This window comes from Stenotrophomonas maltophilia group sp. Smal17 (genome assembly GCF_030237045.1).
Taxonomy (GTDB): Bacteria; Pseudomonadota; Gammaproteobacteria; order Xanthomonadales; family Xanthomonadaceae; genus Stenotrophomonas; species Stenotrophomonas forensis.
Map to the genome: position 1 here is coordinate 25,098 of NZ_JASJSU010000005.1, position 26,875 is coordinate 51,972.

Genomic DNA, 26,875 nt, shown 5'->3' on the forward strand with positions numbered 1-26,875 from the left:
ACCATGCGAGGAATCGACGCCAACACCGGCAAATCCCTGGATGGGCTGGCCCATCTGCACCAGTCCGTGCGTGACATCCTCACCACGCCCCTTGGCTCCCGCGTACTGCGCCGCGAATACGGCTCACGCGTGTTTGAACTGATCGATGCGCCCACCAATCGCTCGCTGCGCATGGACCTGATTGCCGCCACCGTCGACGCCCTGGCGCGATGGGAACCGCGGCTCCACGTCGAGAACGTCGACGTCTCCCTCCCCGCCCCCGGCGTGATGATCCTGGCAGTGACCGGGATCCACCTGCCGGACGGCGAGGCCATCACCATCGAAGGAATCGAGGTTCGCTAACCGTGGCATCCGGCTCGTTCACCAGTGTCAATCTGTCCCAGCTGCCTGCACCGGCGGTCATCGAAGTGCTCGATTTCGAAGCCATGTTCGATGAATCGCTGACCGCGCTGCAGGCCCTGGATCCCACGTTCGACGCGCTGCTGCCGTCGGACCCTGCTTTCAAGATCCTGGAGGTCTGCACCTACCTGCGCCTGCTCGACCGCCAGCGCGTCAACGACGCCGCGCGTGGCGTGATGCTGGCCTACGCGGTCGGCAGTGACCTGGACCATCTCGCTGCGATCTTCGGCATCGCCCGCCAGGTGCTGGACCCGGGCAAGCCGCAGGAGGGCATTCCACCGCGCTACGAAGGTGATGAGGATTTCCGTCGCCGCATCCAGCTGGGCCCGGAAGGCTTCAGCGTGGCCGGGCCGGAGGGCGCCTACATCTTCCACGCCCTTAGCGCCGACGCCCGCGTGCTCGACGCCAGCGCGACCAGCTCCTCACCCGGTGTGGTGGTGGTTTCGGTGCTGTCGCGCGAAGCCAATGGTGCCGCTTCCCAGGGCCTGCTTGATGCAGTGGAAGCAAAGCTCAGCGCGGCCGACGTGCGCCCGCTGACCGACCACGTGCTGGTGCGGTCGGCGGAGATCGTCAACTACGCGATCAACGCCACGCTCTACACCTTCGCCGGCCCGGACTCGCAGGTGGTACTGGGCGAGGCCCGCACGCGCCTGGACCGCTACATCGCCGAGTCGCATCGCCTGGGCCGCGACGTGACCCGCTCGGGCCTGTTCGCCGCGTTGCATGCCGAGGGTGTGCAGCGCGTGGAGATCGCCAGCCCATTGGCTGATGTAGTGGTAGACCGCACCCAGGCCACTCACTGCAGCACGGTGATCCTGACCCATGGCGGCAACGATGAGTGATCCCACCACGCGCCTGATCAACGCACGCCTGCGCGGTGCGGTCGATGGGCAGAACCTTCAGTTCCGTCATCCGGGTGGCGCCCTGGCTTCCCTGCAGTCGGTGTACCGCACCGACTGGCAGGGGCGCCTGAAGTTGTCGGACACGCCAAGACGCAACCTGCAGCGCTTATCGGCAACCTTCAACGTGCCCCGCTGGACGGGCTACTACGTCAAGCCTGCCAATCTGTCTGCCGGGTCATTCGCGCCTGATGGCAGCCCCAATGCCTTCTCCTTCCCTGCCTCCGATGCGATCGGCGGGCCAGGGCAGCGCTTCACCGGCCTGGTGGACGAAGATGGAAGCGCGTTTCCCGATGGCGCCGTCCGCACCATCAGCGTCTGGCTGCGCGCAACCGAGCCGTGCGTCATCGGCTTCGGCATGCGCACGACCGGCCCAGGCAGGACCCAGCTGCAGGTGGGTACCGAGTGGAGGCGTTACAGCTACACCTACACCGCCACTGCGGATGACCCACCACGCGGCATGAGCATCGTGCTGGATCGGCTGGCAGCCGGGAACTCTGGCCTGAAGCCGGACAGCCGCATCCACGTATGGGGCACACAGGCCGAAGCAGGCCCTGTGGCGACGAGCTACATCCATGCCGTCGCGCAACCCATGACAAGGATCGACTACAGCATGGCCGGCAACGTAGTCACCTTGAACTACCTGCCTCCCCCCGGCGCGATCATCGATGGCGATGCGCTGGTCAGCGTACCTGCTGCCGCACATCTGTTGCCCCCCAACTCCACCCGTAGCGAGCAGGCCCTGGCGCGCGCAGCGGTCACACGCCCGCTGCCGGTGGACATCACCGCACTGTGGGATGCCGACCGCTGCCCGGCCGCGCTGTTGCCCTGGCTGGCCTGGGCACTGTCAGTCGACGAATGGAAGGCCTACTGGCCCGACAAGGTGAAGCGTGCACGCGTGCGCGCGGCAATCGCGATCCAGCGCCGCAAGGGCACGTGGGGCAGCGTGCGCGACGTTGTCGCCGCGTTCGGTGGCTCGATCCTGATCCGCGAATGGTGGGAGATGCAGCCGCAGGGCGCACCTCACACCTTCGAAGCGGTGATGACCATCGCCAACCAGGGCGGCGAGACCGCAACCGCCAAGTTCGTCGACGACGTGATCGGCGAGATCACCCGCACCAAGCCGGTGCGATCGCATTTCACGTTCACCCAGGGCATGCAGGCCAGCGCCGAGATCGGTGCGCTTGCAGGAGCCCGTGGCACCACCTTCCGCCGCATCCAACTGATCGGAGAGTAAACCCCGCATGCGCTTGAAAATCACCGACGCCGGCTTCGCCAAGCTGGTCAATCCCCCCAATACCGGCACCAGCGCCGTACTGATCACCGAGATCGGCCTGACCTCCACGGCGTTCACGCCATCGGCGGGGCTGACTGCACTGCCCGGCGAAATCAAGCGTGTCCTGACGTTCGGTGGCAAGGCCGTTGGCGATGACACACTGCACGTCACGATCCGTGACGACAGCGCCAGTGCCTACAGCCTGCGAGGCTTCGGCCTGTACCTGGGCGACGGCACGCTGTTCGCCACCTTTGGCCAGGCCGATCCGATCATGGAGAAGACTGCGGCCTCGATGCTGTTGCTCTCCACCGATACCCGCTTCAGCGAAGTCGATACCGGGCTGATCGAGTTCGGCAATGCCGAGTTCATCTACCCACCGGCGACCGCCGAGGTGCAGGGCGTGGTGGAGCTGGCCACCTCCACCGAGGCCGAGGAAGGTGCCGACACGCAACGTGCGGTCACCCCGCGCGGGCTGCGTGCGTTCATCGACAAGCGATTGGGCGCCAGCGCACCCACGCAGTTGGTGCGGACGCTGCTGTCGATCGCCACCGAAGCCGCGTTCCGCTCCGCATTGGGGCTGAAATCGGCTGCGCTGAAGGATGAAGGCGCCGACAAGGGCCTGGATGCCGACCTGCTTGACGGCCGACACGGCACGCACTATCTGGATTGGCGCAACATGACCGGCGTGCCGTCCAGCGTGCACGTACCCGGCCAGGTGATCCTGTTCGCCGGTGCCACCGCGCCCAACGGCATGCTGCTGTGCAATGGCGCCGCTGTTCCGCGTGCCAGCTACCCGGCCCTGTTCGCTGCCATCGGCACCCGCTACGGCGCCGGCGATGGCGCAACCACCTTCAACCTGCCGGCAATGCAGGAAGGCACGGTCGTCACCCACACGCTGAATCCCGAAGCGGTCGGCAGCTTCACCCAGGGCGAGGTGATCCGCCATGCCCATAGCGCAAGCACGGCAACGGCAGGCAACCATAGCCACGCCATTTCCGTAGGTGCAGGCGGCGCTCACTCGCATGGCGCCAGCGCCAGCGCGGTCGGTGACCACGCGCACGGTGCGTGGACTGACTCGCAGGGCCATCACGCGCATACCGGCGGTACATCCTGGATCGGCGACCACCAGCATCTCACCGCGTTCGCCGAATCGGGTACCACCTATCCGTGGGGCGCCGACTACAACAATCACGTCGGCTCGCGCGGCAACCTGGACTACGACAACCCCTGGCCCAACACCAGCCCGGCCGGTGGACACGCACACAGTTTTACCACCGACGGCGCAGGCGGCCATGGCCACAACATCGGCATGAACGGCGCCGGCGGCCACTCGCACACCATCTCCATCGCCCAGGTTGGCGACCACGGCCACACCGCCTCGGCCGCTGACGCCGGTGCCCACACCCACGCCATCGTGGTGGAGACCTCCGGTGGCGAACGCAACCTGCCAGCCGGGCTGCGGATGATCTATTGCATCGCTTACTGAGGACATGAACGTGCCCATCGAACCGCGCTTCGCGCACTCCTACGACCCCGACACCCGCGCCTACATGGGCAAGGTCCGTCTGCAGCCCTCCCCCGACGGCCGCTGGAACCTGCCCGACTACACCGTCGACCTGGCCCCCCGCCAGCCCGCCGGCGAGTACCAGACGCTGCGCCTGGCCGATGATGGCACGCGCTGGGAAGCGGTCGCCGACTTCCGCAACTGCATGCTGTGGGACACCCGCACAGCAATGGCGGTGCCCAATCGCCTCACGCTCGGCGAGCCCCTGCCCAAGGACGTGACGCTCTCCGAACCGTTCCGGCTGGACGGCACCACACCGCAGTACAACGCGTGGAACGCTGGGCGCCGCGAATGGACGCTGCTGCCGGACTACAGCGCACGACCGTTGTGGAACAAGAGCGATGCCAGCTTCGCGACTCCACTGCCGCGTGGCGTCGGGTTGCCGCCCACGGTGACCGATCTGGCACCACCGGCCGATCGCAGCTACCCGATCATCTATGACGACGCCAGCGCGGCCTGGTTGATCGTGGCCGATCCCGCAACACCCACCCCGCAACCGCAGGCGTGACATCAGGCCACGGCTGCAATTAATCCAGCCGCGGCCAGATACGAACATGTACCCATGCGGCGCAGCTCGCGACCGCAGCACCCACCCAACCAAGGAAAGAACAACGCATGGCCGAATTTCTGCATGGCGTGCAGGTCGTCAACATCGATGGTGGTTCCCGCTCGATCGCTGTTGCTTCGACCAGTGTCATCGGCATCGTGGGCACCGCGCCCCGCGCCGACAAGACCGCCTTCCCGTACAACACCCCGGTCCTGGTGACCTCGCGTTCGCAGGCTGCCAAGCTGCTCGCCAACGCCGCTACCGAAGTCGATGACGGCACCCTCCCGGGCCAGCTCGACGCCATCTTCGACCAGTCCAACGCGGTCGTCGTCGTCATCCGCGTGGAAAAGGGCGCGACCGAGAATGACACCCTGGCCAACGTGCTGGGCGGCGTGAATGCTCAGACCGGTGCCTACACCGGCGTGCATGCGCTGCTGGCGTCCAAGTCGGTGGTGGGCATCAAGCCGCGCATCCTGGCGGTACCGGGCTTCACCCACACCCATGAAAAGCGCGACACCGAGCTGCTGGCCAACCCGGTCGTGGCCGAGCTGCTCGGCATCGCCGACAAGCTGCGCGCGGTGATCATCAAGGACGGCCCGAACAGCAACGATGAGGCCGCCAAGAGCACCACCGCCCTGACCGGTTCCAAGCGCGTCTACGTGGTCGACCCGGCGCTGCTGGTGCAGTCCGGTGATGCCATCGTCACCCGCTACGCCTCCGGTGCCGTGGCCGGCGCCATCGCCCGCAGCGACAACGAACGCGGCTGGTGGGCATCGCCGTCGAACCTGGAACTCAACGGCGTGGTTGGTACCGCGCGTGCCATCGACTTCGGCCTGTCCGACGCGACCAGCCGCGCCAACCTGCTGAACCAGTCCAACGTGGCGACCATCATCCGCGAAGGTGGCTTCCGCCTGTGGGGCAACCGCACCGCCAGCAGCGACCAGAAGTGGCAGTTCCTGTGCGTGGTGCGCACCGCCGACATCATCGCCGACAGCCTCGAGGCCGCCCATCTGTGGGCTGTCGACCGCGGCATCAGCAAGACCTACGTCGATGACGTGCGCGAGGGCGTCAATGCCTTCCTGCGCGGCTTGAAGACCCAGGGCGCGATCCTCGGCGGCAACTGCTGGATCGACCCCGATCTGAACGCAGCGGACAGCGTGGCCCAGGGCCGTTTCTACTGGGACTTCGACTTCACCCCGACCTACCCGGGTGAACAGCTGACCTTCCGCATGCACATGAACAACAACTACGTCTCGGAGATCTTCTAAGCATGGCGCGCAACGTCCGCAAGAACTTCAACTTCTACGTCGATGGCAAGGGCTATGCCGGCAACGTGGAATCCTTCACCGCTCCGAAGCTGACGCTGAAGACCGAGGATTTCCAGGCGGGTGGCATGTTCGCCCCGACCGAAATCACCCTGGGCCACGAGAAGCTTGAAGCCGAGGCCGTCCTCATCGCCGATGATCCGGACATCATGGGCAAGTTCCATGTTGTGGAGAGCAAGGAGTATTCCTTCACCGCACGCGAGGCACTCGAATCCAGCGACGGCAGCATCACCGCCGTGGTCCACAACATGCGCGGCAAGGTCAAGGCCATCGATCGTGGCGAGTCCAAGTCCGGCGAGAAGGGCACGGTGAAAATCTCGCTCGCGCTGAACTACTACAAGCTCACCCACGGACCGCTGGTCGTCCAGGAGCTGGACGTGGTCAACATGATCGCCAAGCAGAACGGCGTGGACATGCTGGCCGGCCTGCGCAGCGCCCTGGGCATCTGACCCCGCACGCATCTCCACAGCACCGGGGGCGCCTCGCGCCCCCGCCTTCATCGCGCTCCCTCGATTTCCAGGAACACATCCATGTCCAGCAAGACCAAGACCGCCAACGACCACGTCATCGAACGCGATGGCTATGCCGAAGTCACCCTCACCCGCCCGCGCCAGGTCAATGGCGTGGAGACCGCCGTGCTGCGCATGCGCGAACCCACCGTGGAAGACATGGAGCGGTTCCAGGATGACAAGGGCAGCGATGCACAGCGTGAGGTCCGGATGATCGCCAACCTGTGCGAGATCCCGCCGGACGACCTGCGCAAGCTGCCGCTGCGCGACTACGCCCGCCTGCAGTCGGGGGTCGCGCTTTTTACCACCTGACCCTGCCGCAGATCAGGCAGGGAGTGCTCGCCCTGGCCGGCCATACCGGCTGGGGCCTGCGCGAAATCATGACGCTGCGGGTGTCGAAGTTCATCTGGTGGATACAAGGATTGCCGGTACATGGCGAGTAACGTTCAAACGACAACGATCACGATCGGTGGCTCGATCTCGGGCTCGCTGAAGTCCGCACTGTCCTCCACCGAGGATGGACTGAAGAAGATCGGCAGCGAACTGGACAGGCTGGAGCGCAAGCAGCGCTCCATGAGCAAGGCGAACCCCTCGCTGGTGAAGCTCAAGCAGAACGTTGCCGGGCTGCGCCAGGAGTATGCCAGGCTCTCCAGCGAGGGCGATCGCCTGCGCAAGGTGCAGACCGGCCTGGAGCGCGTCGAGAAGGCGAGCACCGCCAATCTGCGTAGCCGCAAGAAGCTGGGAACCTCCTTCAAGGAGTCACGCACCCTGCTCGGCAGCGCAGTGACCCAGCTGGCCAAGCCGGTCGAGAACGCCTCCAGCTTCGCCCGCCAGAACCAGCAGATCGGCAGCGCAGCGGGCCTGGACAACGGCCAGGTCAAGGCGCTGGGCAGGACAATCCTGGCCGAGACCGGCAACACCAACCAGAAGGCGAATGACCTGCAGCGCGCCATCCGGCTGCTGGTCGACGCCGGCATGGATGCACAGTCGGCGCAGACCAGCCTGCGCGCCATCGGCCGCACCGCCACCGTCACCGGCACCGGGATCGACGACGTCTCCAGCGCCGCCGTTGGCCTGCAGCAGTCATTCGACATCGACCCTGCCAACATGCAGTCGGCGCTGGATGTCCTGGTCGTCAGCAGCCGCCAGGGCGGGCTGGGGCTGAAGGACATGGCCAAGGTAATGCCGGTGCTGGGAACGTCGTTCCAGGCGCTGAAGCTGCAGGGCAACGCCGCAGCGGCCACCATGGGCGCGGCACTGGAAGCCACGCGCAGGTCCGCGGGCGGCGCTGACCAGGCAGCCACCCAGATGAAGGGCTTCATGACATCGATCATGTCGCCCGAGCTCCAGGCCAAGGCCAAGAAGGGATTCGGCCTCGACCTGCGCAAGGTCATCAGCGACGCGCAGAGCAGCGGTGGCAACCCGTTCGACGCTGCGATGCAGGCCATCATCCAGGCCACGGCCGGCGATCAGCAGAAGATCGGCAAGCTGTTCGGCGATGCACAGGCGAAGAACTTCGTCGGCCCGATGATCCAGAACTGGGACCAGTACACCCGGATCCGCGACAAGGCGCTCAATGGCTCTGCCGGAACCACCGATGCGGCTTACGCCAATGCCATGCAGACCGACCCGGAGAAGATCCAGGGCGCGAAGATCGCCGTGGACAACCTGTCCAAGGCCTTTGGTGCGGCGTTGCTGCCCGCGGTCGGCGACGCCGCGGTGAAACTGACCGAACTGCTGAACGGCGTAACCACCTTCGTGACCGAGAATCCGAAGCTGATCGCCAATACCACCAAGGTGGTGGTGGGCATGCTCGCCATGCGCAGCGCGGTACTCGGTGCCCGTTACGCCTGGACGTTCGTGAAGGGTCCGATCCTGGCCGTGCAGAAGGTCTTCCAGCTGTTCCGTGCCGGCAACCTGCTGGCCCAGCTGGGGCGCTTCGGCCCGATGGCCATGCGTATCGCCTCGGTGTTCCGCGTCGTCGCCACCGCAGTGGGGGCCATTGGTGGCGGACCTATCGCGGTAGCTGTGGCCGCGCTCACTGCCGGTGCCCTGCTTGTCCGCAAGTACTGGGAGCCGATCAAGGCCTTCCTCGGCGGTGTATGGGAAGGTCTCAGCAGTGCGGGCACCTCCGCGATGGGAGAACTGGTGAATGCCGTTGCGCCGCTGCGTCCAGCGTGGGAAGCGGTCAGCGCCCTGCTGGGGCAGGCCTGGGACTGGCTGTCGCGGATGCTGGCCCCGGCGCAGTACACCGGAAACGAACTCTCCCGCGTGGGCGAGATCGGCAAGCTGGTGGGCGAAGCACTCATGCTCAACTTCCGCGCCGTCATCCATGTCGCTGGCTTCGTCGCCGAGGTCTTCAGGATGATCGGTGAGGTCATCGGCACCGTGGCCGGATTCATCGTCGTCACCTTCGGCGGTGCCTGGGACTGGGTTGCAGCAAAGGTCAGCAGCGTGATCGACACGATGATGACCAAGATGGCCCCCTTCATGAAGGTGGTCGGCACCATCATGGACAAGGTCGGTGGCATGCTGGGCACCGCCAAGGACAAGATCGCGTTCGGTGTGAACACCGCGGCCGATGCCTACGGCGCGATACGCGCAAACGGCGGCATACAGCTGCCTCCGGTGATGCTCGCGCCCGCCAGCATGCACAGCGCCAGCGTGCAGCCACGCATGCCGAATGCCTTTGGTACACCGGCCGGGCGTGCCGCACCGGAGATGCCTTCGCCCACACCGCGCAGCGCCACCACGGTGCAGCAGCAGCAGACCAACAACATCACCATCCACCAGCAGCCAGGCGAATCCAGCGAAGCGGTGGCGCGCCGCACGGCCGACGAGCTGCAGCGTCGCAGCGCGGTGACCGCCCGTGGTGGCCTGGCAGACAGGAACTGAGCATGAAACGCGAATTCGTAACCGGCGCAGTGGACAAGCTGCTGTCGCAGTTCAAAGCCAACGACTCCGGCAACGCCCCGGTCCTGCTGATGCTGGGCGGCTTCAAGTTCAGCCTCAACACCGCGGTCTTCCGGGAGATCCAGCAGTCCAACGAGTATCGCTGGCAGGCGCAGGACCGCGTCGGCCAGATGGCGGCCCTGCAGTACACCGGACCGGGCTCGGCCAGCATGACCCTGCCTGGCGTCATCTACTACCAGTTCCGCGGAGCCGGCAATGAGCTCGCACAACTGCGCAGGCTGGCCGCGCAGGGCACGCCTCATCGACTGCTGACCGGCAAGGGCGGCAACCTGGGCCTGTGGGTCATCGAGAAGATCGATGCCACGGCCAGCGAGTTCACCGCCGACAGCGCGATCCTGAAACAGGAATTCACCCTTTCACTGCGGAAGCACAGCAATGGCACGAACGTATAGCACCCGCGACGGCGACGTCGTAGACCGTATCGCGTATGCGCACTATGGCGAGCAGTCACCGGCCATCCTGCGCGCGGTACTCGACGCCAACCCGGGCCTGGCGGCGCGCGGCGCAGTGCTGCCTGCCGGCGTGGCGATCACCCTGCCGGAGGTGCAGCGCCCGGCCAGCGAGCGCAAGGGAGTCGCCCTGTGGGATTGAACATCGCACCGGCCTTCCGCGTAGTGGCCAACAGCCAGGACATCACCGACAAGATCATGGCGCGCTTCAAGTCGCTGCGCATCACCGACGAGACCGGCAACACGTCCGACACGCTGGAACTGCAGCTGGCCGACCATGATCCGTCCGATCCGATCCAGCTGCCACCGGTGGGCGCGGAACTGGAAGCCTTCATCGGCTATGACGGCCAAGTGCGGCGCGTGGGCCTGTACATCTGCGACGAGGTGGAGATCTCCGGCTTTCCCGGCAGCATGACGCTGCGCGCCCGGGCGGCACCGTTCGAGACCAGCAAGGGGGGCAAGAGCGACCTGCAGACGCAGAAGACACGCACCTGGAAGAAGGGCACCACGATCGGCGACATGGTGCGGCGCATGGCCGGCGAGCATGGGCTGAACGCAGCGGTGAGCGCATCGCTGGCATCGATCGTGCTGCCGCTGACGGTGCAGTCGCAGGAGTCGGACATGAACCTGCTGCTGCGCCTGGCCAAACAGCACGATGCCATCGCCAAGCCCGGAGGCGGGCGCCTGGTGTTCGTGAAGCGGGGCGAATCCACCAGCGCCAGCGGCGAGCGCATTCCCGATGTCACCCTTACCCCGGCCGACGGCAGCGACTATCGGGTAACCCTTGCCGCACGCGAAGATGCCGGCACCACCATTGCCTACTACCGCGATGTGCGCGGTGCCAAGCGCCAGGAAGTGAAAGTGGGCAGCGGTGAACCGATCATGCGCCTGCGCATGGCCTATGCCGACCGGGAGAGCGCAGAGGCGGCCGCACGCGCCAAGCATCGCGAGCAGGCACGGCAGACGCGGACGCTCAGCTACACCCTGCCCGGCCGCGAGACACTGATGGCCGAAGCCACCGTGGTGATGCAGGGGTTCCGCGAAGGCGTGGATGGCCAGTGGCTGGTCAAGCGCGCCGAGCACAGCATCGGCAGCGAGGGCTACGTCACCCGCATCGAATGCGAACAACCCAACAGCGCCGATGCAGTGAAGGCGGCCAGCAGTGCCGCGGCCACCGAAGGCGAGCAGGTAGCCAGCGAAGTGTAGATCCACGCCATGCGTGGATGCTTTTTGCACATCAACTCACGTACTGCGCCACCCCATTGCCAAACGACCAGTTCTCCTTCTTCACTTCCACCAGGTTGATGAACACATCCTCGCGGCGGATACCCACCGCCGCGTGCAGGCCCTCGGCGATGCCCGCATACAGCGCCTTCTTCTGCTCCAGCGTGCGCCCTTCGTTCCAGGTGATCTGGATGCAGATGAAGTCGTCGGTGCGGTCCACGCCCAGGTAGCCCGGGTCGTAGATCAGCGTCCCGGCGTCGTGCTGCTGGAAGATCTGGAAGCGATCGTTTTCCGGCACGCCCACCGCGCGCATGGCCTGGTAGATGGCTTCACCCACGCGTTGCAGGTAGTCGGCGGATTTACCTTTGCGAAGATCGATGCGGGCGAGCGGCATGGCGGGGCTCCAGGGCTAGGTAGGACGGTAGTGAGACGAGACTACGCCCGTCGTGAGCGGCGGCACAGCGCATGGATGGAACGTCTGCTTTCATGGATGGCACGTGGGCCCGGCGCCCCGGCGCCGGATGACGTGATTGCCGCTTGGAGCATCTGAGGAGTGCTGCTGCCCCGTTCAGGTGAGGGCGGCGAATTGCGCCATCGGTGATGGGACGCACACGGTGCGAGTGCTTTGCTGCTCAGATCCGGAGACGCTGGCTCATGGAAGGCCTTGTTGCAACTTTCCTCACTGACTTTCGGGTTCGAGCGATTCGATGATCGCCCCGCCAAGGCAGCACACCTTGGTCGGGATTGGCGTCTCGAATAAACGAACAGGCTCACACGATGTTGCGATTTCGATCGCAGCGAAGAGAATGCACCGACTGCCTTCTATGGCGGGCGGTGTGTGGGGATCGCAAGATCCGCCAGGCCTTTTCTCCGTGTGAGCCTTTCTGCCTTGGTACGCCAACCCGCACCGTCCGCCACCTTCATTCCGAAGGTGGCCCTACGCCAGTGAGGGTTTTGCCATGACCAAACGAGCCGCATCGCTTCCACGCCTGTACGCATTGATTGCCGACATCGCCAACCAGGTTCCCGACGACATCGCACGCGAGATCGAATACGCATTGGACGAACAGAACCTGCCCATGCAGTCACCCGCGTTTTTCGCGTGCCTCAATGCCATCAACAACGCCGAGGGCGAGGATGGGCAACCGTGCAGCAGTCTTACCCTTGCCGCGGGCAATCACGCGTCGCTGCGCCGCTCGATGGCAGGACTCACCGCAGTGCTCGATCTGCTGCAGGCCGCCGACCGCGCGCGCAGCGAGGCCGGTCCGGATGAACAGCTGGGCGCCTTCCATACCGATGGGCTGATCGTGGCGGCACGGCAACTGGTGCGCGAAGCCAACCATTGCCTGGAAGGTGGAACCGCCTGAGCGCTCGGTCGCGACGTAGCTACAATCGCGCAGGGAATCGCAGGAGACCGCAATGGACGCCGAACACCTGGAGTACTTCAAGGCCGCCCTGGAAGGCCGCGCAACGGTCGGCTGGAACGTCTGGTTTGCCGCCAACCAGCAGGCGCTCGCCCAGCAAGTGAGCCGCGCTGCCCTGCTGCGTCTCAAGTTCAATCATCTGCATGAAGCCGAGCGCCTGCTGGCCGAAGCCGGCATCGTGCCGGCCAGCACGGCAGGCAAGCGCTACGAGATGTACTGCGCGCAGTTGTCAGCAGACGTGGTGGACGAGAACGGCCGTCCGTTGCCTGCGGTGTGGCGTGCAGCGCACGGCGGTGCCATTGGCCTGCTTGCCGATGGCGAACACGAAGCGGGCCGGGCAAAGCTGCTTGCGGAGTTCAGCCACGCGCGCAAGCGCGGGCTGCAGCAGGCGCATGAATGGTTGAGCGATGTGTGCTTCGAAGGCGAGATGGAGCTGAGCGGCGGCAATGCCGTAGTGGGCCGCAGCCTGCTGGCGGTGGTGGTGCAGGCCGGCAGCGGCCACGACCTGCTGGATGCCACGGCGATGATCGCGCGCGAGCTGCTGGGGGATCTCAACTGAGGCAATGCGGCCGTGCCACATCACAGTGACCCGTTCTGCAACATGGTGGGCGGTACAGGGATCGAACCTGTGACCCTTGCCGCTTGAAGGATGGCATAGTCCCTTGCGGCACAAGGATACTGCCTGAAAGCCCTTGATTTACCGTGTCATTGCGTCCCGCTGAATTTGGTCGCACACTGCAATTTGCACTTACCACGCACTTACGGGATATGGGAACCAAGCTGACGATCCGCGCAGTGGAGCTGGCCCAGCCCAGCGAGAAGCCCTACGAGATCAGCGACAGCGACATGAAGGGCCTGCTGCTGCGGGTGCAGCCTTCGGGCGTGAAGTCCTACATCGTGACGTGGGGTCGCGGGAAGCGCCGAACGCTCGGCAAGCACCCGGTGATGACGCTGGCCGGCGCGCGCGCTGCGGCCCTTGCCGCCCTGTCGGAGGCATCCCAGCATGGCGCCCCGCTCGCCGTGGTGGCGCCCAAGAGCGAACTCACCGTGGCCGATGCCTGCCGCGACTACATTACCGCCTTGGAGAAGGATGGGCGCAAGACCGCATCGGATGACGCAAAGCGCCGGTTTGAGCGCTGCCTCTATGGCGACAAGCTGGGCAAGGTGCGCCTGAAGGATCTCCACCAGGATCACATCGAAGCTTGGCGCGATCGCGTGGAGAAAGGCGACCTCCCGCCGCTGCCAGTGAAGCGCGGCCGGCCACCCGTGGCGAAGCCCTTGGCGCGCTCCAGCATCAACCGCATCCGTACAGCGCTGGTGGCCGCACTGAACCACGCCGTGGCCCGCCGCAAGGTATCCCCCGACCTCGCCTTCGAGTGGAACGCCGTGAAGCCGCTCAAGGATGCCGGGCAGCGCCGGGAGTTGTACCTGGAGCGTGAGCAGCGCCGCGCGCTGCTGGAGGCCGCTGAGGGGCCGGTGCGCGACCTGATCGAGTGCGTGGCCCTGACGGGCTGCAGGCCGGGCGATCCGTCGCTGTGCCTGCGCTCGGACTATGACGGCCGCACGGCCAGTGTCAGGTTCCGCAGCAAGGACCACGACCGCAAGATACCGCTCTCCCCCGCTGCCACTGCGCTGTTCGACCGCCTTGCCAAGGGGAAGCTACCCAAGGCGCACCTGTTCACCCAGGACGGGAAGAAGGTGTGGACGCCCACCGACTGGAGCGAGCTTGTTCGGGATGCCTCAGCGCGCGCTGGACTGCCTGCCGGCGTGACGCTCTACACGCTGCGCCATTGTTGGATCACCGACGCCATCGTGGGCGGCATGGACCTGCTGACCGTGGCCAAGCTGGCCGGCACGTCGTTGGCGATGATCGAGAAGCACTACGGCCACCTGGTGCAGGGTGCAGCGCGCGACAAGCTGGCACAGGTGCAGTTCCTGTAGCACGGCTCAATTTTCAGCTTTGCTTTGAAATCAGCCACTTGCCTGCAAACCTCAATATTGAGGTTTGCGGGTGCCATGCGGATCGAATCTAGTCGCCCGCTGCCATAGCAGCGATTTGGTCGTAAACCGACCTCGCAGCTTCTTCCTCCGAGTCCCCCTTCTGCGCTCCTTCAGAAGCAGCTGCATAGAGTTGCTCGAGCAACTCGGGACGCGCCAGAGAACTCATGACAGCCATCATCGTTGCTGTCGCGCGCTCGTCCTCGCCGCCGGCGGCTGACTCATTCGCAATGCGAAGTAGCTTTGCGTAGAACCTGAGGAAGTAACGCTCGCTGGGTGTCTGGAGCGCATTTGGCATGAAGAACGCCCGCCCCGAAGGGCTGGCCAGCAGCATAGCGGCCACTTCCTCTGCGTCTTCTGGCTCCTTCTCCACCAGCGGATTCCCATTTGATAGGTGATCCCGCATCACGCCAACCACGCCGTCCAACAGCTTTGTGGCAGGTGCTCCCTCCACTTGGTAGCTGCGCAGTTGCTGCTCAATCAGGTACTCCGCTGCCTGGCTCAGTGACGTGCGGCGGTCTCGCGCCACCACTTCTAAGCCAAACAGCAGGCCCGGCCTAAGCGTCAGGTTTATGCGCTGCAGCTTTTCACCCGGCGCGCGCGGCGGACGCCCACCCTTGTTCTTGGTCGTTGACATGGCCTATCCCGGTGTGTCTAACTACATTCAGTGGGTTTGTGAGCATTAAACCCACTGAACCCATTCATCTAGAGCCCAACTATGTCACAGGATGCAACGAAACCCAAACTCGCCTACCCCATCGAAGAGGCGTTCGAGCAGATAGGGGTGTCGCGGACCAGGGGATATCAGCTCATCAACAGCGGGCATCTGCGCACGTACAAGGACGGCAAACGGCGCCTGTGCAGCCACTCGGCGCTGGTGGAATGCCAGCAGGCCATGGAGAAGGCATCTCAAGGGGGAAAGCCGGATGCCCCTCGCGCCTGAAATGAAAACGGCCCACCCGGTTGCAGCCGGAGTGAGCCGTGAAAGCCATCGAACCCTTACCAGGAACGAGACCATGAAGAAGACTGTACAGCAACCAGCGCCCGAATCAATCGGGCAAACCCCCGATGCGCATTCAGAAAACTCTGACGTGCTGGAGCCGGCAGACACCCGCTACGACTGGCTGCGCGAGGAGTGGCGGCAGAGCAACCACGCTGATCAGTACCGGCTGGAGATGGTTGATCGCGCGCTGTACGCCGCCAGTGGGCTCCAGAGGATTTTGATCCGGGAACAGCGCGGCCGCGCGCTGCAGGCCGCAGCCCCCGATCAGCTGTCCCATGACCTGCTGGACGAGCCAGAGGCGGAATCGATGTGCGACGCGGTAGCGCTGCTCCTGCACTTGGCCATCGACACCTTGGAGCCCCTGCGTAGCGAGGCTCGCCGATGAACGCCGTCATCATCCCCTTCCCTGCACACCGCATCGTGCGGACTCCGCCGCTGTCCACACTGTCTGAGGCTCGCCTACAGGCACTCGCCGAGCGCCTGGCAGCTGCCATCGATCGCGCCCAACCCCGCCAGCAGGAGCGCGCGCCATGAGCCGCCGATTCGAAGTGATCCCCATTGCCTGCGACTGCTGCGGCAAGCCGCTGCTGCCGGTGTTCGGCACGTTCCATCGTGTGGAGCGAGAGTTCGGGTGGGCGTCCCTGCCCTATGTGCTGTGCGGCGACTGTGCCCTGCAGCACCGAGGCAACCCGAGCGAGGCGCGCGTGCATGAGTGGATCCAGCGCCGTGCAGATCGTGCCGGCGCGGATTGGGGCCGTAGCGTCGGCCAGCTGCTGCAGAGCGCCGCCCGGGTGGTGGCAGCGCGGGAGCGTATGCGATGAACGACCTGTTCGATTCACTGGAAGCCGCGGCCATCAATCTCCGCGACATGGATAGCCAAGGCGATGCCATCGACGCAGCGAATCGCATCGTGCGTCGCTATCGGGACGCGGTGACTGTGGACGTGATCCGCCGCTCCCAGGTTGGTGCCTGCATTCCGTTCACTCCCCTCCCGAAGCACTACCTCGGGAAGAAGGTGCGCATCGTGATCGTAGGGGAGGCTGATGAGTGAGCGAGAAGCCCGCAGGCAGGCCAAACGGCGCGCGCGGGCGACGGGACGCAGCAGCAGCGTCTATGTCCCCGTGTCACCACACGTCCGCTTGTACGCGTGGGAGCTGGATTGCCCTGCGTACCGGACCCTTTCCACGGATGCCCGCGCGCTGCTGGTGGAGCTTCGCGCGCTGTACAGACCATCCACCGGCAACGAGGTTTTCCTCAGCGTGAGAGAGGCGCGGCGCCGACTGGCGAATGTCGGGCAGGCGAAGGTGCAAGCGGCCTTCGCCGCTCTAGAGGAGCGTGGGTGGATCGAGGAAGTCAAAGCCGGCAGCTTCGATCAGAAGACCGGCACCGGCCGCGCGCGCTCCTTCCTGCTGACGAACATCGGTCCGAATGGCGATGACGTGGACGCAAAGAAGACCTACATGCGCTGGAGGCCATACGCTGCCGAATGCCAAAAAAACACGGTACTCAAGGCGAGTACGCCCCGTACTCAAGGTGAGTACGGTCATGCATAAACGTAACGAGAATCTAACGAAAGCGTACTCACCGCGAGTACGGTCAAGGCCAATTTCAGCCCCAAACCGTACTCAAGGTGAGTGCACAGATAACTACTACCAGGGGGTGTGCAGTTTTGCGCACACCCCGCCCCTGCTGTTAACGCTCCGAGCGTTACCTGCACTGCACGTCGTGCACCACCTGCGCCCGCTGCACCCGATGCAGCACGTTCACCAGTGCGGCAGGTTCACCACCACCGTACGCGACAGCACCAGTACCGCATGTGCGCTGTGCGGAAAGCCCATCACGAATTCACCAACAGGCAGACCACGCACCTACTGCAGTGATGCCTGTCGGCAGAAGGCGTATCGCAATCGCCTGTTGTTACGAAACCCATTGAGCCGCGCGCTGGAAGGCGTATCGTTGCAGTTGTCGGCGATCCGCGATCCCGACACCGCACACTCCGCGATCAGCGATCCGGCAGCGGCCAATGAGTTCACTTGGCAAGCCTGTACCGGAGATTCCCGCGCGTGATCGTTAGCCCCTCCTTCGTAATCGAAAAGTCCCTCGGGCAAGGCCGCTTCGCTGGCCTGGCATGGTCCTTCCTGGACACGCCTGACCGCGAGGGCGACCTCATCTTGCCGTCCGCACTGGCGCGCGCTGTCGATGCAGCCAAGAGCCGTCCAGAGATCCGCATCGAACACGATCCCGACCAGGTGGCCGGCGTGATCGACGTGATGACCGTGACTGACCGTGGCCTGGAGGTCGAGGGCCAGATCAACACGGCGCAGACCATAGGGCGCAAAGCCTACGACCGCCTCAGTGACCGCTCGCTGGGCGCGCTGAGCATGGGCTTCGTCGGCAGCGCCGAAACCTCGGGCCGCAATCGCGTGTTCACCGAGATCACCGCCATCCCTGAAATCTCCCTGTGCCGCGAGCCGATGAACGCGGGTAGCCGAATCCATGCGGTCAAGAGCTGGGCCCAGGTGGATTCGGAGCGCGCGCTGGAACACCTCCTGCGGGACGTGGGCATGCCCAACCGTCTCGCCCGCAAGTCAGCCGCCATCGTGTGGCCTGCCATTTCCACCGACGACGACGCGCGCGCTGAAACGCTCGCCCGCGAGCTCGACGCCATCACCCTTTCACTGAGGAACAACGCATGACCGACGTAATCGAAAAGGCCCTGAAAGATCACAGCGAAGCCCTCAAGGGCTTCCAGAATTCCGTGAATGACAAGCTCGACGCACAAAGCCAGGAGCTGGACAAGCTGGCCGACAAGGTCCTGCGAATGGAAGAGAAAGGCGTCAAGCTGGCGCCAGGTGCGCGCCGCAAGCAGGAATCGGTGTCCGACGCGATCACCAAGGCGCTGAAGGATGAGCAGTTCCAGCAGTTCAGCGCCGGCAAGTTGCAGAGCAGCGGCAAGCTCGAACTGGAAATCGGCCTCAAGGCACTGACCTCGCTGCAGGGCTCGCCAGAGACGCCGCCGGCTGGCTTCGACGTGCAGCCGGACGTGATGCCCATCCAGACCCCGGTACAGCAGCGCCTGCGCGTCCTGGACGTGCTGCCGCAGCGCGACACCACCAGCAACAAGGTGGGCTATCCCCTGCTCGACTTCTCCGAGGGTGGCGCTGATTATCAGGAGGGCGAAGGCACCCGCAAGGCTGAGGCCAAGTTCAAGGCCGAATGGGACGAGGCCAGCATCGCCACCATCGCGGTGCACACCGAAGTTTCCAAGCAGGTGATGGACGACGTGGCCGGACTGTCGGAAACCATCCAGCTGCTGCTGCGCTACAAGCTGACCAGCAAGAGCGATATCGAGCTCATGTCGGGCGATGGCGCGCAGTTCCACATCAAGGGCCTGCTCACCCAAGCCAACAGCTTCGCAGGCGGCACCGGCAAGCCGGTGGACCGCATTGGCCGCGCCGGCGCCTTGCTCAGTTCCCAGGGCTACCAGCCGAACATCGTGTTCGTGAACCCGCTGGACTACTTCGACTTCTCGTCCGAGCGCGCCACTGATGGCCAGTACGTTGCCGGCGGCTGGAGCCGTCCGACCAACAGCCCGATCTACAACCTCACCCCGATCCAGACCATGGCCGTGCCGGTCGGCCAGGCGCTTGTGCTGGACACCAACGTCACCAAGGTGCTGATGCGCGAGCGTCCGTCGATCACCTTCGGCTGGGTCAACGATCAGATGGTGCGCAACCTCATCACCATCCTTGCCGAGCTGCGCCTCGGCCTGCTGGTGCTGGACCGCAAGGGCATGCTCAAGGTCGACCTCACCGCCGCTCCAGCTGGCGGCTGAGGCGACGACGGACAAGCCGTGAGTGTCCGGATCGCTCGAAGAACCACGGCAGTCAGGGCAGCGCGTACTCCCGCGTTGCGGGCGCCTCCGGGTGCATTCCCGCGCTGTGACCTGACCACCAGCAGCAGCGAACCGAGGTTCGTTCAGGTAGGGGGAGGGCGATTTATCCCAATCGCCCGAGCCTAGACCGACCTGGGCCCCACGTTCGCGCATCCGCAATTGGAAATACGACCCCTCAGAGGGCATGGAGGAACCGTGGCGAGGGCAAGAACCCCCACAAAAAAGGCGATGGTGTCGGGCGCCGCGCTTAAGGACCCGGCCCGTTACAAGAACAGGTCTGCGCCAGCCAATCCCAACCCGGTAGGCACTCCCTACAAGGGCATGACGCGCCCTCAGCTCGCCGTCTGGCGCGAATGCGTTGCCAACATGCCGTGGCTCAATGCCGCCCATCGCATCCTGCTGCGCCAGGTCTGCATTCTCGCGGCCAAGATGGAGTCTGGCGATGAGCTGAGCGTGTCCGCGACGCACGCTCTCAGCGCCATGCTTTCCAAGCTCGGCGCAACGCCGGCTGACGAATCGAAGGTGAACCACGGTTCTGACGACGATGACGGCGGCGAAGAATTCTTCGGCGGGCCATCGGGCAGCCGCCTCAACTGAGGAACAACAATGTCTACTTCCGCCGCAACCATCGATGTGCAGCTGCGCGCCAGCACCGCCAACTATCGCGCAGGCATGATCGATGCCGCTCGCGTGGCAAATCAGAACCTCGGCCAGATCCGCAAGGAGGCCGCGCAGACCGCCACGTCTATCGCCAACCTCAACCGGGCGGCGGTGGCCTTCGTCGGCTTCCAGTCGATTCGCGCGGGCATCGGCTCGCTGGTAGAGGCCCGAAAGGAGTTCGAGGCCATGCAGAACTCCATGCGCGGCGCCACCGGCTCCACGGCAGTGGCCCAGGACGCCTATGCGTTCGTCGCGCAGACCGCCAAGGATCTCGGCCTCGACCTCAAGAGCGCCGCCGAGGGCTTCACCCAACTGACCGCCTCGGCCACCCCCAACGGCGTTGCCATGGCTACCCAGCGAGAGCTGTTCACCAGCATGTCGCGCTCGGCCACGGCTATGCACCTCAGCACTGAACGCGTGGACCGCGCGATCACCGCGCTGGCGCAGTCATTCGGCAAGGGCAAGTTTCAGGCCGAGGAACTGAAAAGCCAGCTCGATGAGGCAATCCCAGGTGTACTGCCGCGCTTCCAGCAGGCGGTGCTTAAGATGACCGAGGGCACGGACCTGGCCGGCAAGTCCTTCGAGCAACTGCTGCAGGGCGGTCTGCTGGATGCCAAGAAGTTCACCCCGGCCATGATCCAGGCATTCAACGATATGTCCTTCGGCTGGCAGGACGCTGCAAAGTCCATTCAGGCCGAATCCAACCGCGTTGGTAACGCCTGGCGGGACATGAAAAACGAGCTGACCAAGGGGGCATTCTCCGAGGTTGTCGCCTCTGGCCTGCGCGGAACCACGGTGCTGCTGGAGAACATGAACACCATTCTCCCGGTGGCAACCGCGCTGCTTGGCTCGTTCGCTGCGGTGAAGCTTGGTGGCCAAGCCTTCGAGTGGGTCCGAGGTCTCAAAGCAACCCGGCAGGCGATGCTGGAGCAAGCGATGGCGGCCGAAACTGCCGCCGCTGCCCAGGTGAGAAAGGCCCGCGCCGACCTCGTTTCAGCCGAGATGGAGGTTCGAAGGGCAGCGGCCTACGGCGGTAGCATCGCGGCAGATGCAAACCGGGCCATCGCGGCCAGGCAGCTCAAAGTGGCCCTTGATGGCCTCTCGGTGGCTCAGCAGGGCGTCGCAGCGACGGCCAGCAGCATGGGACTGGAGGCCAAGAGTGCGCTCAGCTTCTTCGGGGGGCCGGTGGGCCTTGCGTTCATGGTTGTCAGCACTGCGGCCAGCTGGCTAGCTTTCAGGGACAACACGAACCACGCCGAGCGCGCGTTGCTCGACTTCAACGGTACTGCCGACGAGACGATAAAGAAGTTCCGTGAGTTGAATCCTCAGATGCAGGCGGGGCAGATCCTGCGCCTGCAGGGTGACATGAAAGAAACCTACGGCGAACTGGCCTCGGCAATTGATCGCATGGTGGGCACTGCCAGCTCGGAAGTGGGCGGCATTCCGTTCCGGAACTATGCGACCGAGGTTCGCGGCCTCCGCGAGCAGCTGCATGCGGGCAAGATCACCGCTGATGATTTCGCCAGCTCCGTTGCCGCCGCCAACTCCAAGTTGCTGGACGGCGCACCGGCCGGTAAGCGCATCGCGTCCAGTTTCGTGGAGCAGACGTCCGCCGCCGCGACCGCCGCAACGGAGTACCAGCGCCAGGGCGGGCTGTTGGACCAGTTCACGGGCAAGCAAGTTGCCGGCGCGGCCGCAGCACGCGAGCACGCTGCTGCGCTTGGCGGGTTGGGCAATGCCGCCGGCACCGCGAGCCAGAAGATCCGTGAAGCGATCTCCACCCTACCCGGCCAGATCGAGCGCATCGGCAAGAGCGCGCGCCAGGTGGCCGCGCTGGACGTGCGCGATTGGTTGCGAGCCGAGGCCAAGGGCGGCGTGGATTTCAGCAATACGGCAGACCCGGATGTGCAGGAGAAGATCCGCACTGGCGCCGAGTACATCCGCCTGTCAATGCAAAAGGCGGCGGCCGAGAAGGCGTGGAAGGAAGAGCAGAAGGCCAGCACCGCGGCGACGCGCGCTGACCTTGCGGCCGACAAGGCCCAAGAGAACCAGTACGCCTCGATCACCGACCGCATCCAGCGGCAGATTGCTCTGGACAAAGAGCAGCTGGGGATGACCGAGAACATGACCGCTGCGGAGCGGTTGCGTGTGACCATCTTGGCCGAGCTTGGCTCGACCAAGAGTCAGATCAGCGCCGAGGAAGAGCGCAACACCAAGGCGATGCTGGAGAACATGGTGGCGCAGGGGCGCCAGGTGGCCGAGATGGAAGCCGGCCGCAAGGCGGCTAAGGACATGCTCGCCCTGCAGAAGGAGCTGGGCGAAGCCGCCGCCACCCAGCGCCAGGGCAACGCCATCGACCTGGCCGGCATCGGCACTGGCAGCGAGCAGATGGAGCGGATGCGTCGCCAGTTGCAGCTCAAGGAAGACTACGACCGCCGCCTGTCCGCCCTCAACGACCGCAACGCCGTCGCCAACAACGGCAATGGCTACACCAGCAAGCAATACGCGCGACAGCTGGCCGAGCTGGACAAGTACCACAAGGAGGCATTGCAGCGGGAGGCACAGTACCAGGTAGACCGCCAGAGTTCGATCACCAACTGGTCGCTGGGCGCATACCGCGCCTTCGAGGACTATCGCTCCCAAGCGGCCAACGCGGCGGAGCTGAGCAACCAAGCATTCACCAACGCTTTCCAGGGCATGGAAGAGTCGCTGGTGAACTTTGCGATGACCGGCAAGCTCAGTTTCAGCCAGCTGGCCAACTCGATCATCGCCGACCTGGCCCGGATCGCGGCCAAGCAGGCGACCTCGGCTCTGTTCAACGCAGCGTTCAACGCTTTCGCCGGCCCAGTCGGTGCTGTACAGCCCGAGAAGATTGTTATTCCCGGGTTCGACGGCGGTGGGTTCACCGGCCACGGGGGGCGCCTGGAGCCGGCCGGTATCGTCCACAAGGGCGAGGGTGTGCTCAGCCAGGACGACATGCGCGCGCTGGGCGGGCCTTCGGCCTTCCACGCTCTGCGTGCGTCGCTGCGGCGCGGCTACGACACAGGTGGCATCGGTGGGCAGGTTCCGGCACGCGTGGCGCTGAGCGGGCGCAGCAGCGGCCAGGGCGACCTTATCGTGGAGGTCAACAACAGCACCAGCGGCAGGGTGCAGGCGCGGGAGCAGCGGCAGACGGCGCCAGATGGCTCAGAGATCCGCAAACTCATCATCGACGTGGTTGCAGATGACATTGCCAGCGGTGGCATGGTGAGCATGGCCGGGCGCGCGCGGCACGGATGGCCGGATGTGGTGGGCTGAGCGTAAATCACCGGAAAGAGGGTGATTTAAAGCTTGCACTTACCCTGCACTTACGAAAAAGCCGGCTCAAGGCCGGCTTCTTCATATCACCTGAAAAATCAGGGATTTATTTGGTGGGCGGTACAGGGATCGAACCTGTGACCCTTGCCGTGTGAAGGCAATGCTCTACCGCTGAGCTAACCGCCCGGTGTGTTGCTGAGCCGCTCATTATAGGGGCTTTTCAGAGGCCGTCAACACTTTTTCACATGGGTGTTCACCGGCGTTTTCCGAGGCACGCAGCCGAGCGTGGCTCGGGCCTCACATCGTATGGGTCGGCTTGTCCGAACTGGTCAGGCCGGCCAGCAGCGTCTCGATCTTGTGGCGCACGCCCTCGCCTTCGGCACCATCGGCCAGCTGTACGCCGATGCCGGCGGTGCGGTTGCCCTGCGCGCCGGCCGGGGTCACCCAGATCACCTTGCCGGCCACCGGCAGGCGCTCGCTGGAATCGGGCAGGGTCAGCAGCAGGAACACTTCGTCGCCCAGGAAGTAGCGCTTGGGCGTGGGCACGAAGATGCCGCCATTCTTCACGAACGGCATGTACGCGCTGTACAGCGCGGCTTTGTCCTTCACGGCCAGGGACAGGATGCCCTGGCGGGCGTTGCTGGCACTCATCGATTTCCCCTTGCGGCAGGCCGCTCGTTCACCTTGTTCCAGGCCAGCAGCAACTCCACCACCGCAAGGTCTGCACGCACCGTGGTGCGCAGCAGGTCGCGAGTGCGGTTGGCCGCATCGAACCAGGCTGCAAGCTTGTGCAATCGCTCCGGCGTGGTCAAGGCATCGGTGCTGGCCTGGGCCAGTGCCAGGTCGGCAGCGAAACGCAGGCGCAGCGCCGCGTTGTCATCACCGCACCACTTCTGCGCCAGCTCTACCGCGCCGGTCTTGCCGGCGGCCAGCTGCTCCAGCTCCCGGCCCACTTCGCGGCGCAGGCTCAGGCCGTCTTCGCGCAGCCAGTTGTCGGCTTGGCCGGGATGGCCGCGCGCGGCGTCCAGCGCCTCGCGCGCCGATGCTTCGCTGTGGCCCTGTTGCTGCAGCCACGCCAGTGCTTCATCGCGGGGCGGCAGCTTGAACTCCAGCCGCTGGCAACGGCTGCGCACGGTCTGCGGAAGGCGCGCCGGGTCGCTGCTGATCAGCCACAGGTAGCGGCCGGGCTGCGGCTCTTCCAGCGTCTTCAGCAGCGCATTGGCCGCCGAGCGGTTGATCGCATCGGCCGGGTCGACGATCACCACCTGCGCCACGCCGTACTGCGGGGTCAGCGCCAGCTTGTTGGTGATCTCGCGCACCTGCTCGATGACGATCTCGGTACGCAGCTTGTCGCCGCTCTTGTTCGGAATGAAGCTGACCAGCTGCAGGTCCGGATGCGTGCCGGCGGCGATCAGCTGGCGCGTGCGCGTGGCATGTGCAGCGTCGCCACGTGCCAGCACATGGTCGGCCAGCGCCAGCGCCACCTCATGCTTGCCCAGCCCGGCGGGGCCGCAGATCAGCAGGCCATGACCGAGGCGATCGGCATCGAGCGCGGCCACGGTCTGCTCGAACGCGCGCTGCTGCCACGGCGAGAACGTGCTCATGCGCCCTCCCCGTCCTGCAGCCAGCGCTCGACGCGCGCGACCACGTCGGCCGCCACGCGCGCCTGCACCTGGCCGGCGTCGATCAGGGCGAAGCGCTGCGGGTCCTGCTGTGCGCGGCGGCGGAACACTTCGCGCACGCGCTGGAAGAAATCGTCCTGCTCGCTCTCGATGCGGTCCGGCCACAGGTCACGGCCATTGGCACGCGCGCGGCCCACCGCCACATCCACGTCCAGCAGCAGGGTCAGGCCGGGCAACAGGCCGACCGCGCGGCGCTCCAGATCGGCAATCCAGTGCGGATCAAGCCCGCGGCCACCGCCCTGGTAGGCATAGCTGGAATCGGTGAAGCGATCACTCAGCACATAGGCGCCGCGCTGCAATGCCGGCTGGATCACCTGGCGTACATGCTGGGCGCGGGCGGCGAACACCAGCAGCAGCTCGGCTTCGGCACTGAGCGGCTCGGCGGCGATCTCGGCATCGGGCTTCAGCACCAGGCCGCGGATGCGCTCGGCCAGCGGCGTACCGCCCGGCTCGCGGGTCAGCACCACTTCGTGGCCATGGCTGCGCAGGCAGTCACGGATGGCATTGATGGCGGTGGTCTTGCCCGCGCCCTCGCCGCCTTCCAGGCTGACGAAACGCGGGTGGCGAAGCAGCGCGGGACTCATTGCGCCGGGGTCTCCTGGGTACGTTGCCGGCGCAGCTGCTGCAGGTAGCGGGCTACTGCGGCGTTGTGCTGGTCCAGGCTGGACGAGAACACGTGCGCGCCACTGCCGTCGCCGACGGCGACGAAGTACAGCGCGTCGCCCGACAGTGGCTGCGCGGCCGCCATCAGCGCATCGCGGCTGGGCATGGCGATCGGGGTCGGGGTCAGGCCGGCACGGGTATAGGTGTTGTAGGGCGTATCGGTGGTCAGGTCGCGGCGGCGGATGTTGCCGTCATACGCGGCACCGATGCCATAGATCACGGTCGGGTCGGTCTGCAGGCGCATGCCGATCTTCAGGCGGCGCATGAACACACCGGCAATCTGCGGGCGCTCGCTGGCCAGCGCGGTTTCCTTCTCGATGATCGAGGCCATCGTCAGCAATTCATACGGCGTGTTGATCGGCAGGTCCGGTGCGCGGCTTTCCCACGCCTCGTCCAGCGCCTTCTCCATCGCCGCGTGGGCACGCTTGAGTACGTCCAGATCGCTGTCGCCACGCTGGTAGACGTAGGTCTCCGGCAGGAAGCGGCCTTCCGGATGCTGGCCACCGAAACCGAGACGCTGCATCAGGGCCGCGTCATCAAGCGTGTCGGTGGTGTGCAGCAGCGGCTCGGCGCGCTTCAGCGCGGCACGCAGCTGGCGGATGTTCCAGCCCTCGACGATCGTGACGCGGTGCTGCAGCACCTTGCCGGCGCGCATGCGCAGCAGCAGTTCGCGTGGGGTCAGGTCGGCGCTGAGCGCGTATTCGCCCACCTTCAGTTTGCCGGCGGCATCGAGCTGGCGCGCCAGCAGCTGCCACTGCGCATCCTGGCCTTCATCCACGCCGGCCTCGCGCAGTTTGCGCAGCACGCTGTTCATGCCATCGCCGCTGGCGATGACCACGCTCTCGGCGGTCGGGGTGATCCGCGCGTCGGCGAACTGGGTCTGCTGGTAGAAGAACCACGCGCCCGCACCGGCCACGACGGCGGCCAGCACCACCACCAGCGTTACCACGAACAGACACCCGCGCTTGGCTCCCGCCATGGACTACCTCTGAACTCGATTCCGTCGTGCAGGATACCGTGCCGGTGGATTGGGGTCATGACCGGGGGTGGCAGACATCCCGGTAGTGCCGGCCGCTGGCCGGCAACCT

Annotated in this window: 31 protein-coding genes and 1 tRNA gene; 25 read left to right on the forward strand and 7 right to left on the reverse strand. The window is 65.4% G+C overall.

The window, feature by feature from the left end; translation table 11 throughout:
• Positions 1-3 precede the first annotated feature (3 nt).
• From QRO93_RS02860 to QRO93_RS02915, 12 genes are all read left to right on the forward strand, one after another.
• Positions 4-342: a GPW/gp25 family protein gene (locus QRO93_RS02860; protein ID WP_005408332.1), complete on the forward strand. Its 339-nt coding sequence runs from the start codon at positions 4-6 to the stop codon at positions 340-342.
• A gap of 2 nt (positions 343-344) precedes the next feature.
• Positions 345-1,241: a baseplate J/gp47 family protein gene (locus tag QRO93_RS02865; RefSeq protein ID WP_164086082.1), complete on the forward strand. Its 897-nt coding sequence runs from the start codon at positions 345-347 to the stop codon at positions 1,239-1,241.
• A complete protein-coding gene (locus QRO93_RS21560) occupies positions 1,234-2,535 on the forward strand; it encodes a phage tail protein I (RefSeq protein WP_053448963.1) in 1,302 nt (433 codons plus the stop codon). Before QRO93_RS02865 ends, QRO93_RS21560 begins: the two co-directional genes overlap by 8 nt.
• Before the next feature lie 7 nt (positions 2,536-2,542).
• Complete coding sequence (locus QRO93_RS02875) at positions 2,543-4,060, forward strand: tail fiber protein (protein ID WP_053448962.1); 1,518 nt, start codon at positions 2,543-2,545, stop codon at positions 4,058-4,060.
• 4 nt (positions 4,061-4,064) lie between these two features.
• Entirely contained in the window at positions 4,065-4,646 is a 582-nt protein-coding gene (locus QRO93_RS02880) for a hypothetical protein (protein WP_164086081.1), read from the forward strand.
• A gap of 107 nt (positions 4,647-4,753) precedes the next feature.
• Positions 4,754-5,953 (forward strand): phage tail sheath C-terminal domain-containing protein, encoded by a 1,200-nt coding sequence (locus QRO93_RS02885; RefSeq protein ID WP_053448961.1) that lies wholly within the window; start codon positions 4,754-4,756, stop codon positions 5,951-5,953.
• A gap of 2 nt (positions 5,954-5,955) precedes the next feature.
• Entirely contained in the window at positions 5,956-6,459 is a 504-nt protein-coding gene (locus QRO93_RS02890) for a phage major tail tube protein (RefSeq protein WP_004154666.1), read from the forward strand.
• Positions 6,460-6,540: 81 nt separating this feature from the next.
• Positions 6,541-6,831 (forward strand): phage tail assembly protein, encoded by a 291-nt coding sequence (locus tag QRO93_RS02895; protein WP_004154663.1) that lies wholly within the window; start codon positions 6,541-6,543, stop codon positions 6,829-6,831.
• A gap of 120 nt (positions 6,832-6,951) precedes the next feature.
• Positions 6,952-9,414, forward strand: coding sequence for a phage tail tape measure protein (locus QRO93_RS02900; RefSeq protein ID WP_180879682.1), 2,463 nt, complete (start codon positions 6,952-6,954; stop codon positions 9,412-9,414).
• Positions 9,415-9,416: 2 nt separating this feature from the next.
• Complete coding sequence (locus QRO93_RS02905) at positions 9,417-9,884, forward strand: phage tail protein (RefSeq protein ID WP_164086080.1); 468 nt, start codon at positions 9,417-9,419, stop codon at positions 9,882-9,884.
• Positions 9,868-10,083, forward strand: a complete 216-nt coding sequence (locus QRO93_RS02910) for a tail protein X (protein ID WP_164086079.1) — start codon at positions 9,868-9,870, stop codon at positions 10,081-10,083. The genes QRO93_RS02905 and QRO93_RS02910 overlap by 17 nt, the downstream gene beginning before the upstream one ends.
• Complete coding sequence (locus tag QRO93_RS02915) at positions 10,074-11,147, forward strand: phage late control D family protein (protein WP_053448958.1); 1,074 nt, start codon at positions 10,074-10,076, stop codon at positions 11,145-11,147. Before QRO93_RS02910 ends, QRO93_RS02915 begins: the two co-directional genes overlap by 10 nt.
• 31 nt (positions 11,148-11,178) lie before the next feature.
• On the opposite strand, the gene QRO93_RS02920 is transcribed toward QRO93_RS02915, so the two are convergent.
• Positions 11,179-11,559, reverse strand: a complete 381-nt coding sequence (locus QRO93_RS02920; protein WP_053448957.1) for a tautomerase family protein — start codon at positions 11,557-11,559, stop codon at positions 11,179-11,181.
• 565 nt (positions 11,560-12,124) lie between these two features.
• On the opposite strand from QRO93_RS02920, the gene QRO93_RS02925 reads away from it, so the two are divergent.
• From QRO93_RS02925 to QRO93_RS02935, 3 genes are all read left to right on the forward strand, one after another.
• Positions 12,125-12,532, forward strand: a complete 408-nt coding sequence (locus QRO93_RS02925) for a hypothetical protein (protein WP_053448956.1) — start codon at positions 12,125-12,127, stop codon at positions 12,530-12,532.
• Positions 12,533-12,584: 52 nt separating this feature from the next.
• A complete protein-coding gene (locus QRO93_RS02930) occupies positions 12,585-13,148 on the forward strand; it encodes a hypothetical protein (RefSeq protein WP_180879684.1) in 564 nt (187 codons plus the stop codon).
• Positions 13,149-13,357: 209 nt separating this feature from the next.
• Complete coding sequence (locus QRO93_RS02935; protein WP_285303941.1) at positions 13,358-14,530, forward strand: integrase family protein; 1,173 nt, start codon at positions 13,358-13,360, stop codon at positions 14,528-14,530.
• Between the two features lie 88 nt (positions 14,531-14,618).
• On the opposite strand, the gene QRO93_RS02940 is transcribed toward QRO93_RS02935, so the two are convergent.
• Entirely contained in the window at positions 14,619-15,224 is a 606-nt protein-coding gene (locus tag QRO93_RS02940; protein WP_164240551.1) for a hypothetical protein, read from the reverse strand.
• A gap of 81 nt (positions 15,225-15,305) precedes the next feature.
• Between QRO93_RS02940 and QRO93_RS02945 the strand changes: the two genes are divergently transcribed.
• The 10 genes from QRO93_RS02945 to QRO93_RS02990 all read left to right on the forward strand — a co-directional run bounded on the left by QRO93_RS02945 (position 15,306) and on the right by QRO93_RS02990 (position 23,442).
• Positions 15,306-15,530, forward strand: a complete 225-nt coding sequence (locus QRO93_RS02945) for a hypothetical protein (protein WP_049417697.1) — start codon at positions 15,306-15,308, stop codon at positions 15,528-15,530.
• A 73-nt stretch (positions 15,531-15,603) separates the two neighbouring features.
• The gene (locus tag QRO93_RS02950; RefSeq protein WP_164240553.1) at positions 15,604-15,975 is read left to right on the forward strand and encodes a hypothetical protein; all 372 of its coding nucleotides are present in this window, start codon (positions 15,604-15,606) and stop codon (positions 15,973-15,975) included.
• A 145-nt stretch (positions 15,976-16,120) separates the two neighbouring features.
• Positions 16,121-16,411 carry a hypothetical protein gene (locus tag QRO93_RS02955; protein WP_164240555.1) on the forward strand — a complete coding sequence of 97 codons (291 nt, stop codon included), beginning with the start codon at positions 16,121-16,123 and terminating at the stop codon, positions 16,409-16,411.
• On the forward strand, positions 16,408-16,641 hold the full coding sequence (locus tag QRO93_RS02960; protein ID WP_164240558.1) for a hypothetical protein: 234 nt from the start codon (positions 16,408-16,410) through the stop codon (positions 16,639-16,641). Before QRO93_RS02955 ends, QRO93_RS02960 begins: the two co-directional genes overlap by 4 nt.
• The gene (locus tag QRO93_RS02965) at positions 16,634-17,143 is read left to right on the forward strand and encodes a hypothetical protein (protein WP_204275089.1); all 510 of its coding nucleotides are present in this window, start codon (positions 16,634-16,636) and stop codon (positions 17,141-17,143) included. The genes QRO93_RS02960 and QRO93_RS02965 overlap by 8 nt, the downstream gene beginning before the upstream one ends.
• Positions 17,144-17,315: 172 nt before the next feature.
• Entirely contained in the window at positions 17,316-17,657 is a 342-nt protein-coding gene (locus QRO93_RS02970; protein WP_164240560.1) for a hypothetical protein, read from the forward strand.
• The gene (locus QRO93_RS02975) at positions 17,624-18,286 is read left to right on the forward strand and encodes an HK97 family phage prohead protease (RefSeq protein WP_164240562.1); all 663 of its coding nucleotides are present in this window, start codon (positions 17,624-17,626) and stop codon (positions 18,284-18,286) included. The genes QRO93_RS02970 and QRO93_RS02975 overlap by 34 nt, the downstream gene beginning before the upstream one ends.
• Positions 18,283-19,425: a phage major capsid protein gene (locus QRO93_RS02980; RefSeq protein ID WP_164240564.1), complete on the forward strand. Its 1,143-nt coding sequence runs from the start codon at positions 18,283-18,285 to the stop codon at positions 19,423-19,425. The genes QRO93_RS02975 and QRO93_RS02980 overlap by 4 nt, the downstream gene beginning before the upstream one ends.
• Before the next feature lie 288 nt (positions 19,426-19,713).
• A complete protein-coding gene (locus tag QRO93_RS02985) occupies positions 19,714-20,082 on the forward strand; it encodes a hypothetical protein (RefSeq protein ID WP_239544090.1) in 369 nt (122 codons plus the stop codon).
• A 9-nt stretch (positions 20,083-20,091) separates the two neighbouring features.
• The gene (locus QRO93_RS02990) at positions 20,092-23,442 is read left to right on the forward strand and encodes a phage tail tape measure protein (protein WP_285303942.1); all 3,351 of its coding nucleotides are present in this window, start codon (positions 20,092-20,094) and stop codon (positions 23,440-23,442) included.
• 111 nt (positions 23,443-23,553) lie between these two features.
• Here the strand turns inward: QRO93_RS02990 and QRO93_RS02995 are convergent.
• The 5 genes from QRO93_RS02995 to mltG form a co-directional block, all read right to left on the reverse strand.
• Positions 23,554-23,628: transfer RNA gene (locus QRO93_RS02995), tRNA-Val, on the reverse strand.
• Positions 23,629-23,739: 111 nt separating this feature from the next.
• Complete coding sequence (locus QRO93_RS03000) at positions 23,740-24,093, reverse strand: PilZ domain-containing protein (RefSeq protein WP_004146965.1); 354 nt, start codon at positions 24,091-24,093, stop codon at positions 23,740-23,742.
• Positions 24,090-25,046 carry a DNA polymerase III subunit delta' gene (locus QRO93_RS03005; protein ID WP_049457619.1) on the reverse strand — a complete coding sequence of 319 codons (957 nt, stop codon included), beginning with the start codon at positions 25,044-25,046 and terminating at the stop codon, positions 24,090-24,092. The genes QRO93_RS03000 and QRO93_RS03005 overlap by 4 nt, the downstream gene beginning before the upstream one ends.
• The gene (tmk, locus tag QRO93_RS03010) at positions 25,043-25,708 is read right to left on the reverse strand and encodes a dTMP kinase (protein WP_180879690.1); all 666 of its coding nucleotides are present in this window, start codon (positions 25,706-25,708) and stop codon (positions 25,043-25,045) included. The genes QRO93_RS03005 and tmk overlap by 4 nt, the downstream gene beginning before the upstream one ends.
• Positions 25,705-26,766, reverse strand: coding sequence for an endolytic transglycosylase MltG (gene mltG / locus QRO93_RS03015; protein ID WP_004154649.1), 1,062 nt, complete (start codon positions 26,764-26,766; stop codon positions 25,705-25,707). The genes tmk and mltG overlap by 4 nt, the downstream gene beginning before the upstream one ends.
• Between the last annotated feature and the right edge of the window lie 109 nt (positions 26,767-26,875).